We start from the raw sequence: 12,255 nt of genomic DNA on the forward strand, positions 1-12,255 counted from the left end.
AAGTTGAGGTATATACCATCAATTGCATAATTTTATAAAAAAAGGGACTTCCCTCAAGCAGCTATTAACCGCTCGAGTGAAAGTCCCTTTTTATAATTCCTATTCTTATTCGCTATCTGTCGAGCGATTGCGGTTACCTTCGAACGGACGGCGCGGACGACGATCTTGACGCTCACCGCCACGATCATTGTACTCACGACGTTGACCGCCATTAGCACTATTACCACTGTTACCACGGTACTCACCGCCGCCACGAGAATCACGGCCACCACGGTATCCACCGCCACCGCCGCCACCTTCACGACGACGATCTCCACCACCAGTGCCACCTTCACGACGACGATCTCCACCACCAGTGCCACCTTCACGGTTACCATAAGAACGGCCACGACCGCCATATGGCGCGGACAATTTACGACCGCTTGTGCGCACATCTGGTTTGCGGCGCTTCGCACGGATTGGATCTTCTGGTGTAAGTTGGATATTAACATCTTTCTTCTCACCTGTCAGAAGCTTGAACGCTGCAGACAGAAGGTGAACAGAATCCGTTTGCTCCAACAATTGAATTGCAATCGCTTTGTACTCTTGCAAATCACCAGCTTGCAATACATCAAGCACACGCTCTGCTACAACGCGTTGCTTCCCTTCGATCGCTTCAGCCAAGCTAGGCACTGGCTTGCGTGCAATACGATGACGCGTTACGCGTTCAATAAAGTGCAAGTGATCAATCTCACGTGGAGTCACGAATGACCAAGCGCTACCTTCTTTACCTGCACGTCCTGTACGACCGATACGGTGTACATAAGACTCTGGGTCTTGCGGAAGGTCAAAGTTAATAACATGTGTAACACCAGATACATCAAGTCCACGAGCAGCAACGTCAGTTGCTACAAGCACATCAATGCTGCCATCACGGAATTTACGCATTACATTGTCACGCTGATTCTGGGACAAGTCACCATGTAATCCATCAGCCGTGTAACCACGCTTCTGCAACGCTTCAGCCAACTCGTCTACGCGACGCTTTGTACGTCCGAATACGATTGCAAGATCCGGAGATTCCATATCCAACAAACGGCTAAGTGCATCGAACTTAGAACGCTCAGGAATTTCCATATAGCACTGGTCAATAAGCGGAGCGCTTACTTGTTTAGGCATTACGGATACATGCTCTGGGTTCTTCAAGAACGTGCTAGCCAACTTCTGAATGTTAGGTGGCATTGTTGCGGAGAACAACATCGTTTGACGCTCATCTGGAACTTGGCTAAGAATGCTAGTGATGTCTTCCATAAAGCCCATATCCAACATTTCATCTGCTTCATCCAACACAACTGTGTTCACATCAGACAGACGAATTGTTTTACGATTAATATGGTCAAGCAAACGACCTGGTGTACCGATAATAATATGTGGGCGTTTTTTCATTGCACGGATCTGACGACCGATATCTTGGCCACCGTAAATCGGCAAAGAACGAACTCCTTTGAAACGGGAAAGCTTGCCGATCTCTTCTGCTACTTGAATAGCTAGCTCACGTGTTGGTGTCATAACAAGCGCAACTACACGCTCATCTTCAACGTCAATTTTAGAAATTAGCGGGATACCGAATGCGGCCGTCTTACCTGTACCTGTTTGAGCTTGTCCAATCATGTCGCTCCCCGTCATCGCTACAGGAATCGCTTTTTCTTGAATTGGTGTTGATTCTTCAAATCCTAACTCTGTAATTGCTTGAAGAACCTTAGGATCTAGACCAAATTCTGCAAATGTCTTCAAAATATTCATGCTCCTTCGTTGTGGACAATCCACAGCCTTATCTGTATTCTTAAGTAGCGTGACTAGGTGACGAATGGCACTTCAGGCCGACCGTCTCATCATATACAATGCGGTGAGGCTTACGCCCTCCAGCCGCGTATGGGTCTGAGGTTAAATCAATCTTTATGCGTACTCAAGAATATCCTATACATTATAGCATAAAGCTAACGATGAATACCAGTAATGTAGTCACGATTTATTATTTTATGAGGTGAGCTCGTCTTGAAACGCATCATGGATTGCATCGTCATCGTACTAGGTGCCGCTTGCATAGCAGTTGGATTTAATCTATTCCTCATTCCCCACCAGCTGTTAAGCGGTGGTGTATCCGGTGTATCGATGATCACAAGCTACTTTACACAATGGAATGTAAGCGTACTTTACTTTGCGCTTAACTTACCACTCATCGTGTGGGGCTGGTTCATAATCGGTCGCCGATTTATTGGCTACAGTTTATTAAGTGTCGTTGCTACAACTTGGTTCATTAGTATCATACCCGAAATTTCAATATCACCTGAGCCTTTGCTCTGTGCAGTATTTGGAGGCACATTTATCGGTATAGGGGCAGGAATTTCGTTACGGGTTGGAGGCTCTTCAGGGGGCTTTGACATTATCGGATCTATTATTAATCGTTATCGAGATGTTCCTATTGGCATGATATCTGCAGTAATGAATGCAATTGTCATATTGACTCACGGCTTATTGACTAACGATTGGGAGCTTGTTCTTTACTCTATGGTATCGATTTATTCGACCGGTAAGGTTATCGACACCCTATACATTAACCATTACAAAGTTACCGTATATATCATCACAAGCAAACAGGAGCAGCTGTTAGAGAAACTGCTGAACTTACCACACGGGATTACAGTCATTAAAACACGTGGCGCCTTCTCTAACATCGAGCGCGACATGCTTATGACAGTTACTACTCGTTATGAGTTGAATGAGCTAAAACGAGCAATAAAGGAAACTGACCCTAAGGCCTTTGTAAACATCGTAGAAACGGTTGGCATTATGGGGAACTTCCGTCGTCCAAAAACATTATAAACAACAAAAAGGAACTGACTAGTCATATGGTAACTGACTAAGAAGTTCCTTTTTTATATCTACTTTTTGAATGTTTGATTATCATTGCTCAATATGGTAATATCTACATCAGCTTACTTTATTCCCCCCCTTAATATCTCTCTTTTATATCACTCTGCTCTACTCTGCTATCTGTATTTTCATTCCCTAAAATGATTCAATTTCAACTTCATTTGCACAAGGAGGAAGATAACAATGGATAACACAACGACAAAAGATTATCTTGATAGTGATCAAGAGGTTTGGGATCAAGAGTATAAAAATAAGGAGTGGGATTATTTAGCGGATATCACGGAATTCGCAAGATATTCCATTGTTTATGGGTATATAAGAAAGTATTTAAGTACAAATTCAAAAGGAATATTAGATATGGGCTGTGGCACGGGTATTTTGTACGACATGTTACTCGACAGCGAGAAAGAGGGCTTTACAGGAGTCGATTTGTCCACAGAAGCCATTAAGATAGCATCACAAAAATCTCCAACGAATACGTTTCAAGTCGGAAATATTTTAGACTATACTCCTCAGAAACAATATGACATCATCGTTTTCAATGAATCACTTCACTACGTAACGAACACAGCAAAAGTTCTTCTTGCCTATTCCAATCACTTAACTTCAAATGGAGTAATCATCTCCTCCTTATATTCACACAAAAACACCAATGACCCTGCATATACCATTATCGAGAATAAAATCGCTGAAATGGAGAATTCCCCTGATTTCGAAGTACTTGATAAAGTCAGCTTGTTCAACCATAAAGCAGAGTTGAAATGGTATCTTCATCTTTTGAAGAGAAAAGATGAAGATGTAAACTAATTTATAAGCAAACAAAAGTAAACCCGTCAGCTACACTGACGGGTTGTTTTTATATCGAATAATATAATAATTACAATTATTGCGAAAGACGACAAGACAAATCATAAAGTTCTTGATTGAATTCTTTCTTCGTGTTAACAACGAGATCGATATCAGTCGCTACACACACACCATTAATAATACCGCAGCCTTTACCGGAATCACCTTCCATTAGACTGCGCACAGCGAAATCACCTAGACGGCTCGCAAGAATACGATCGTTTGCAGTCGGTGTACCTCCACGTTGAATGTGGCCAAGAACCGTTACTCGCGGCTCAATCGTAGGACAACGCTCAACGATGCCGTTTGCAATATCATCGCCTTTGCCCACGCCTTCTGCTACAAGGATAATACTATGGCGCTTACCATTCTCAAAGTTTTGTTTCATGCGGTCTGCTACTTCATCCAAGTTGAATGGCACTTCAGGAAGCAGGATGGATTCCGCACCGCTCGCAACACCAGCATACAATGCGATGTCTCCACAGTGACGACCCATTACTTCAACTACAGAAGAACGCTCGTGAGAGCTCATTGTATCGCGCAGCTTGTTAACTGCATCTACAACGATGCTTACAGCTGTATCAAAGCCAATTGTGTAATCTGTAAAGGAAATGTCGTTATCAATTGTACCTGGAAGACCCATTGTCTTAATGCCAAGCTTGCTTAATTTGTTTGCTCCTTGGTAAGAACCGTCTCCACCGATAACGATTAGGCCGTCGATGCCGAATTCGCGCAAAATATCTGCACCCTTTTGCTGGCCTTCAGCTGTTCTAAACTCTTGGCAGCGAGCAGATTGAAGAATCGTACCACCGCGTTGAATAATGTCACCTACACTGCGGATATCCATTTTACGCAAGTCTTTGTTAAGCAATCCTTGATAACCACGTTGAATTCCATATACCTCTATTCCATGATAAATGGCAGTGCGAACAACAGCGCGTACAGCCGCGTTCATCCCTTGAGAATCTCCACCACTTGTTAAAACAGCGATTCTTTTTACAGCAGACATCATTTCTTCCTCCTCTTATCCTCATTACATATGTTTACGAATCCAGCGGCTATTTATCCAGAAAAATAATCTCATAATTGGACTACCTTTCATTAACCTTTTGGAAACATCTAAAACTTCTCTCTGTTCTGCTACTTTGGGATCTGACAAATACAATGCCAGCAATCCCTCTACAATCATTCGATGAAAACGATTGTCCGGCAGTTGGCTCACTCGCTCACAAGAACGCTCCGCGAAATATCCAATACGCTGGAACATCATTTCGTCACTTTCGTAGTAATGACAGAAATTCAAATCCCCGCCAATTCGATCTTCTTCTTGATCAATGAAATAATCCAACAATATATGAAGACCGCATACATACGGAAAATAAGCAGCACTAACTTCTTGGGCGTCTTGAGTTGTGCAATCTTCGCACGATGCTAATACAAACAATTGGAACATACCTAGTGTGGATCCCGTAGCTGCTGCAAATTCGTTCCAAGAAAGATCAGTATATTGATGTTGATGTATATTCCACCATTCCAACAACGCTGACTCACGCTTGGACCATTCAATATGCTTATATATTTGCAGTTCTGTGTACAGCTTCACGAGTCTAACCAACTCTGGCCTGACATTACTGTATCCAGGAAGCTTATCCACGCATGCTCTGCAACGATTAACAAGTGATACTAAATAACCACCGTCATCGTTATCCTCTCGCTCCGCATAATAATCCGTCAAAGCTCGTTCCGGCTGCACAGCATCCAACATAGACTCATGCAATAACCGGAAATCTTCCGGATCAAGCGAAGTGCTGCGATCACACAGATTATCCAGGTAGTCACTGATCGTTTGAAAAGCAACAATTAAAGGAATAAGTACGTCTCGCGTGTCAGGACACACTGCTGCGTACACAGCCCCACCTTGACAATGAAACTGCTTCGTCCGCAAGCTATCTAACGCTTGTTTGCGTAATTCTTGACTCGGTATTTGCTCAGCTTGGCTTGTCCAATAAGATAGCTCAGAACGCACCTCTGGCAATATGTATTTATATACACGGTACATTAATTGCACAGACCCTTTTGGGGCTGCTGATCTAAGCCTATTACTATCCAAAACAAGCCTCCGATCTCACCTTGTTAGAGTTGTATTCTCATTTTAACCGATACTATTATATTACGAAGTGATTGAATGCACAAACAATATCAGCTACTGGTGCAATTTGGCATCTGCATCTTGCTGCGTCCGGTACCAAATATGAAGGTCATTAATCGCACTAGCAAGCTCAGCTATCTCACTATTTAGTCTACATGAAGCTTCAAAACAATCCTCTTCATAAAGTGCTTGCTGCTTTACCATGATGACACGTTCTAGTGCAAAAATACGATCAGGTATACGGCCACGAATGATTTCCCATTGCATAAGCAGTTTATACTGCTCTTGAGCGCTTAAATGTTCCCATTCGCAAAGCAGCACAGGCGTATGAATTTGTAAACGTTCATCCCAATCGAATCGAAATCGTTTCATACGCACTCCCTTCTCCACCTATCTTTGACTAGATTCGACACTAGTCTACATCATTCTTCTTCTATCTTCTCTATGGTAATGTACCACTTATCGTAAGTGCCTGTAAATGTACCATCATTCGTATTGCTGCCACTGCCTGTCGGCTTCTTTGCAAGCATGATATACTACTAACTAAAATTAGACAGAAAACGATTACCATATTGGATCATTTAAAAATATGGAGGGAGCCTGCATCATGAATCCTGCTTCACCAACACGGGAAATCAACAAGCTGCGTACGTATACGTTTGCTGTGTTTATGATTTCTGCCGTTATTATTTCATATTTACCTTTATATTTAAAATCACTCGGCTATAACGGTGTACAGATCGGACTCCTTTATTCGATAGGTCCGCTTATATCCATTTGTTCAAATTTTATTTGGGGTGTAGCAAGCGATAAGTATCAAACGATAAAAAAAATCATACTCATTCTACTTGCTGTTCAGACCATTATGATCGTCGTTCTAAGCTTTGCATCGTCATATACGACGGTTATGATGCTGCTTGTCGTTTTCTACTTTTTCTACTATCCGGTCTTTCCGTTGACCGATACGCTAACGATTGTAACTACACAATCCCATAACCGCAGCTTTATTGGTGTTAGGGTGTTTGGATCCATTGGTTTTGCTTTCTCAGCACTCGCCTTCGGATACTTGTTAAAATCGATTGGCGCTTCGTATACGTTAGTTGTTATCGGTGCATTAAGTGTTCTGTCCTTCATGCTCTTGTTAGTGGTTGCAGATAAACAAGCATCAATGAAAAAGATGGAGTTCGGAGGTTTGTGGGAAGTCATTAAGCGACCCAATGTGTATCTATTCCTTATCTGTGTGCTGCTTCTTGCGATTGGACATCGGCTCAATGATGCATTTCTTGGTCTTTCTCTCATTTCGCTAGGTGCCGACGAATCGATTGTTGGATGGGCTTGGATGATTTCTGCTGTTAGTGAAATTCCAGTTTTCTTCCTATTAAATGCTTATGGGGAACGAGTTAAAGAACTGCCCTTGTTAGCGATCTCCTGTGTCATGTATATGATTCGTTTTCTTATAGCTGGCTATGTTCAAGATCCGATCTGGCTGATTAGCACACAGGTGATGCATAGTGTAACGTTCGGTATTTTTTATTTTGTCGCAATTCGTTACTTAAATAGAGTTATTCCTGAACAATTCCGTTCAACAGGTATGGCAGTGTACACGATTGTCTGGTCAAGTATTTCTGGTCTGCTTAGTGGTACCATCGGCGGAAAACTTTTAGAAGTGTACGGTAAAGACATCGTCTTCTTCTCGGCAGCGGGCTTTGCTATTATTGCTGCCATCGGCTTTGCACTACTTCATCTATATGTAAAGCGCAATGAAAAATCAACAGCTGCATTGCATTTTTAACGGTTCACTTTATAATAATAGTAGTAGGTATTAGTATTAGGTACTAATTTGGTCCTTATTTTATAGAACACTTGCATTACCTTCCCTTCCAAGTTACGTAAAGCATATTGGATAGGGCCACTACCTTAGCAGAGGGTGAATGAAGTTGAACACATATCAGATTGTAAAAGACACGATTCATGGAAGACGCAGCGTTCGCAATTATGATGAGCGGCCTGTATCGGCAGAGGATATTCAAGAGCTAATCGACTGTGCACGATATGCACCTAGTGATACGAACTCACAGACTTGGGAATTTATTGCGATATTGAATGCAGACATGATACGTACAATTGAGGAGTTAACATGGGAGAAGCTTCACGAAAGGGCTACTCAAGCTGAAGCACAAGGACTTACAAGAGAAGCACGCATGCTGTTAAAGTCATTTGGTCCCTATGCCACTGCTTTCTCAGGAGCTCCTGCGCTATTAATCTGTTTGGCAACACCGTATCAGTCTAAGTTCCGCGAAAAAATCTTCGATCCTATACAGCTTGTTCCTGAATCTGTATGGCATGAAGAAGGAATTAAGAGCAGCTGTTTAGCGGTACAAAATGTAATGCTCGCTGCCCATGCTAAAGGGTTAGCTACTTGCCCGATGACTGGACCTGTATTGCTGGCTGAAGAAGCGATTAAGGAGCTGCTTCATATCGAGACCGATCGGACGATTAATATGGTACTTGCACTCGGCTATGCAAAAGAGAAGCCAGCAAAACTTTCACGCAAAGAAGTTAGCGATATTTTGCGCATCGTCTATTGAATACTTGTTACCTTAGTAACAACGAAAAAGGAGCCCGCTCAGAATGAGCGGGCTCCTTTCACAATGCTAAAGCACATTTTTATAAGGATTCCCTAAGGAATTCGATTATAATTTAATGACATTAGCAGCTTGTGGTCCACGATTTCCATCGGAAATCTCAAATTCCACTGCTTGGCCTTCTTCAAGAGTCTTGAATCCATCTGTTTCGATTGCGGAGTAGTGTACGAACACGTCGTCTCCACCATCAACAGTAAGGAATCCATAGCCTTTTTCTGCGTTGAACCATTTAACGGTACCTTTCAAAGTAAAAACCTCCTCACATCTTCGCCTCAAAGGCGAATATTTACATTATAGTCGGCTGTAACTTAAAAATCAACTTTTTTTCAACTTCACTTCAAAAAAGTCTTGATATTATGGCAAGTTTCATGTATGGAGACAAGCTTTATTTGCTTTGTTTCGACCCCTGCGTTAATATGAACGTAAAGGGTGTTATTGCTTGATACATCAAGGAATAACATAGATTTTGAAACTAGAAAGAGCGAGGTACAACATGGCTAAGAAACATCTGATTTACAAGAAGGACAAATGGAATATGCTTACGGTAGAAGTTCACGGGCGCCAGCTCGTGCTTCGTGAAATATCTGATCAATGGGGAGAAGAATGCCACACGTTCCTCGGTCGTCCAGAGATGATGCAATGGGTTTCTCAACGTTTCCCTAAAGAACAATTCGCTGGAAATGAAGAGGAATGGGATCAGCTAATGGCTGCTTTTAAGGAAGTATAACACTCCCCCATCCTTGTAAGAAGGTACGGTGATTATGGATTCTTCAATTACGCTCGTATTTATCATTACAGCATTCTCATTAGGTGCTGTTATCGTTTGGAAGAAGGATACTATACCGCCGCAGCTGCGCAAATTTATGGCACTTACTACGCTGGTGTTTATTTTATTTGCCTTTTTCCTAATCGTATACAGTTTCATTACGCTTGGTTCAGCCTCATAAGAGGCTGTTCGCATACATATCGTTATTTATCTGGCCTGCTTATGATTTGTATTGGATCAAACAACAAGCTGAAGCATTAATCTTCCTCCCTCTCGGTCATACTAATCCTGAGCCCGAGTCGTCGGATACGGGACTGTAGACGACAGGAGGAATAGGATGAATGGCAATTATCGCACTACCGTTGTAAGCTGTCTCCTTATTGCCATTATACCGCTGACTCTTGGCATTTGCCCGTCAACTGCACGGCCATTTCGCAACAGTCATCCTGTGCAAGCCAGCGTAAGCAACTTCAATACATATAGTGATTTTAGGAGGGTACATATGTCACAATTGACGAAACGTTCGGAAGTACCGCAGGAACACCGTTGGAAGCTTGAAGATTTATTCGGCTCGCAAGCTGAGTGGGATCGTGAGTACACGTTATTGCAACAACTGCTAGCTAAAGCAGAGCAGTTTCACGGTAAACTAAACGAACCAGCTGCACTCAAAGCATGTTTTGAGTTGGAAGATGACATTTCACTCCACGCTGAACGATTATATGTATACGCTAATATGCGTCATCATGAAGATACGGCTGAAGCACAATACCAGGCACTATCCGATAAGGCTAAGAAACTAAGTGTTGAGGTTAGCGAGAAATTATCCTACATCACACCAGAGATTCTTTCTCTGTCTGATGATAAGCTTGATGCATTTATAGCAGACGAACAACTGAAGCTATACCGCTTCACATTACAAGAAATGAAGCGTCAGAAGGCTCATGTTCTTTCCAAACAAGAGGAAGCACTACTCGCACAAGTAGGCAGCTTGTCCAGAGCTCCAGAAACGATCTACAGCATGCTAAACAATGCTGATATGAAATTCCCTAAGATTAAAAACGATAAAGGTGAAGAAGTAGAACTCACGCATGGCAGCTACATTCAGATGCTGGAAAGTCGCAATCGCGACGTACGACGAGCAGCTTTCGAAGCCGTCTACAGCACCTATAGGAAGCAAAGTAACACCATTGCTGCTGCATTAAGCGCAAACGTTACGAAGAACTTATTCTATGCGAAAGCTCGTAAATACCCTTCAACACTGGAAATGTACCTTTACGGTGACAACATTCCAAAAGAAGTGTACACGAATCTAATCGGTACCATGCATAAGCATCTTCCGCTTATGCATCGCTACATGAAGCTTCGTGCGAAGCTGCTCAAGGTCGACAAGCTGCATATGTATGACTTGTTTGCCCCTATCGTGGAGCAGTTCGATATGAACATTCCTTACACAGAAGCTACTTCAATTGTGAAGGAAAGCTTGCATCCGCTAGGCGAAGACTATTTGAATGCCCTTCAAGAAGGATTCGACAACGGCTGGATTGACGTATATGAGAATGAAGGTAAACGCAGCGGAGCTTACAGTTGGGGAGCTTATGGCACACACCCATACGTGCTTTTGAACCATAAAGATAACTTGAACAGCATGTTCACGTTGACGCATGAAATGGGTCATGCACTGCACTCCTACTATTCGGACAACAATTTACCGTATAGGGACGCGCAATATACGATCTTCCTAGCTGAAGTTGCCTCCACTTTGAACGAGGCATTATTAATGGACTTCATGCTGAAGAAGAGCGTTGATCCAAAAGAAAAGATGTACCTGCTTACCTACTATATCGATCAATTCCGTACAACGGTGTTCCGTCAAACGATGTTTGCTGAGTTCGAGTTGATTATTCATGAGCGTGCTGAGAAAGGTGAAGCGCTGACTCCACAGCTATTGAACGAAGTGTACTATGACTTGAATAAGAAATATTACGGTGACGAAATGGTCGTTGATCAAGATATTGAGATTGAATGGGCTAGAATCCCGCATTTCTACACGAGTTTCTATGTGTACAAATACGCAACAGGATTCTCTGCTGCACAAAGCTTCGCGAAGCAAATTCTTGATGAAGGTCAACCAGCAGTTGATCGTTACCTTGGCTTCTTGAAGAGCGGCGGCAGCGACTTCTCCATCAATATTTTGAAGAAAGCTGGCGTTGATATGTCCACTCCTGCTCCTATCGAGGAAGGCATGAGTGTTCTCGAATCTCTTATCGAGCAGATGGAACAGATGGCAAAAGAGCTGTAACCTACTATCTCAATTTTGCTACCTAATCGCATGATCATATAAATAAGTTCACTTGACTCCTTCCCTTGCTATGCATCGGAAGGAGTTGTTATTTGCACAATAAACGTACAGAATGATCACTCGATACATCTCATAATGAGATTGTGATGCCGAATCAGTAAGGATTATACTACAAAGAAGAAGGAGTTGATCGAACATGGCTAACAAAACAACAAAAGAATCCAATTCCAACAACAAAAATAATGACTTGCGCATCCAATGGACCTTATTAGCTGCACTCGTATTTGCACTGCTGACAGCGATTTTTGCCATTGTGAATGTAGAGCCCGTTCAAGTCAATCTGTTATTCGGAACTTTCGATGTGCCTCTCATCCTGCTTATTTTAGGATGTACACTGCTAGGAGCACTGATCGTTGGATCTTACGGAGTATATGCGCAGTATCGTATTCGACGCAAAGTTAAAGAGCTGGAAGCCAAAGTGGCTCAACTTGAAGCAGAGTCTGAGAATGGATATGTGTTTCCTGAACCTACGAATGCGCAACTGCAAGAAATTGAGGATGTTCTTGCGGACAAACGTGATGTAAAAGATTCAAAAAACGAGTAGCCTTTCAAGTGAAAATACCTTTGCAAGAGTAAC

13 protein-coding genes are annotated in these 12,255 nt (G+C 42.5%); 8 read left to right on the forward strand and 5 right to left on the reverse strand.

Features of this window, described 5'->3' with window-relative positions; translation table 11 throughout:
• Positions 1 to 105 precede the first annotated feature (105 nt).
• Positions 106 to 1,773 carry a degradosome RNA helicase CshA gene (cshA, locus tag NQ117_RS06790; RefSeq protein ID WP_258277216.1) on the reverse strand — a complete coding sequence of 556 codons (1,668 nt, stop codon included), beginning with the start codon at positions 1,771 to 1,773 and terminating at the stop codon, positions 106 to 108.
• 261 nt (positions 1,774 to 2,034) lie between these two features.
• On the opposite strand from cshA, the gene NQ117_RS06795 reads away from it, so the two are divergent.
• The gene (locus NQ117_RS06795; RefSeq protein ID WP_258277217.1) at positions 2,035 to 2,862 is read left to right on the forward strand and encodes a YitT family protein; all 828 of its coding nucleotides are present in this window, start codon (positions 2,035 to 2,037) and stop codon (positions 2,860 to 2,862) included.
• Between the two features lie 234 nt (positions 2,863 to 3,096).
• Positions 3,097 to 3,720 carry a class I SAM-dependent methyltransferase gene (locus NQ117_RS06800; protein WP_258277218.1) on the forward strand — a complete coding sequence of 208 codons (624 nt, stop codon included), beginning with the start codon at positions 3,097 to 3,099 and terminating at the stop codon, positions 3,718 to 3,720.
• A 76-nt stretch (positions 3,721 to 3,796) separates the two neighbouring features.
• Here the strand turns inward: NQ117_RS06800 and pfkA are convergent, their stop codons facing one another.
• From pfkA to NQ117_RS06815, 3 genes are all read right to left on the reverse strand, one after another.
• Positions 3,797 to 4,768, reverse strand: coding sequence for a 6-phosphofructokinase (gene pfkA / locus NQ117_RS06805; protein WP_258278188.1), 972 nt, complete (start codon positions 4,766 to 4,768; stop codon positions 3,797 to 3,799).
• Between the two features lie 24 nt (positions 4,769 to 4,792).
• Positions 4,793 to 5,818, reverse strand: a complete 1,026-nt coding sequence (locus NQ117_RS06810) for a tetraprenyl-beta-curcumene synthase family protein (RefSeq protein WP_258278189.1) — start codon at positions 5,816 to 5,818, stop codon at positions 4,793 to 4,795.
• A 144-nt stretch (positions 5,819 to 5,962) separates the two neighbouring features.
• Positions 5,963 to 6,280, reverse strand: coding sequence for a hypothetical protein (locus tag NQ117_RS06815; protein WP_258277219.1), 318 nt, complete (start codon positions 6,278 to 6,280; stop codon positions 5,963 to 5,965).
• A gap of 235 nt (positions 6,281 to 6,515) precedes the next feature.
• Here NQ117_RS06815 and NQ117_RS06820 point away from each other — a divergent pair, with 235 nt between their 5' ends.
• On the forward strand, positions 6,516 to 7,700 hold the full coding sequence (locus NQ117_RS06820) for an MFS transporter (protein WP_258277220.1): 1,185 nt from the start codon (positions 6,516 to 6,518) through the stop codon (positions 7,698 to 7,700).
• 145 nt (positions 7,701 to 7,845) lie between these two features.
• Positions 7,846 to 8,496 (forward strand): nitroreductase family protein, encoded by a 651-nt coding sequence (locus tag NQ117_RS06825; protein WP_258277221.1) that lies wholly within the window; start codon positions 7,846 to 7,848, stop codon positions 8,494 to 8,496.
• 105 nt (positions 8,497 to 8,601) lie between these two features.
• On the opposite strand, the gene NQ117_RS06830 is transcribed toward NQ117_RS06825, so the two are convergent.
• The gene (locus NQ117_RS06830; protein WP_258277222.1) at positions 8,602 to 8,799 is read right to left on the reverse strand and encodes a cold shock domain-containing protein; all 198 of its coding nucleotides are present in this window, start codon (positions 8,797 to 8,799) and stop codon (positions 8,602 to 8,604) included.
• A gap of 247 nt (positions 8,800 to 9,046) precedes the next feature.
• Between NQ117_RS06830 and NQ117_RS06835 the strand changes: the two genes are divergently transcribed.
• From NQ117_RS06835 to NQ117_RS06850, 4 genes are all read left to right on the forward strand, one after another.
• Positions 9,047 to 9,280, forward strand: coding sequence for a hypothetical protein (locus NQ117_RS06835; RefSeq protein WP_144988167.1), 234 nt, complete (start codon positions 9,047 to 9,049; stop codon positions 9,278 to 9,280).
• 34 nt (positions 9,281 to 9,314) lie between these two features.
• The gene (locus NQ117_RS06840) at positions 9,315 to 9,500 is read left to right on the forward strand and encodes a hypothetical protein (protein ID WP_258277223.1); all 186 of its coding nucleotides are present in this window, start codon (positions 9,315 to 9,317) and stop codon (positions 9,498 to 9,500) included.
• 321 nt (positions 9,501 to 9,821) lie between these two features.
• Positions 9,822 to 11,618: an oligoendopeptidase F gene (gene pepF / locus NQ117_RS06845; RefSeq protein WP_258278190.1), complete on the forward strand. Its 1,797-nt coding sequence runs from the start codon at positions 9,822 to 9,824 to the stop codon at positions 11,616 to 11,618.
• A 247-nt stretch (positions 11,619 to 11,865) separates the two neighbouring features.
• Positions 11,866 to 12,222: a LapA family protein gene (locus NQ117_RS06850; protein WP_258278191.1), complete on the forward strand. Its 357-nt coding sequence runs from the start codon at positions 11,866 to 11,868 to the stop codon at positions 12,220 to 12,222.
• Positions 12,223 to 12,255: the final 33 nt, after the last annotated feature.

The organism is Paenibacillus sp. SC116 (assembly GCF_024733555.1).
In the GTDB taxonomy this organism is placed as follows: Bacteria; Bacillota; Bacilli; order Paenibacillales; family Paenibacillaceae; genus Paenibacillus_B.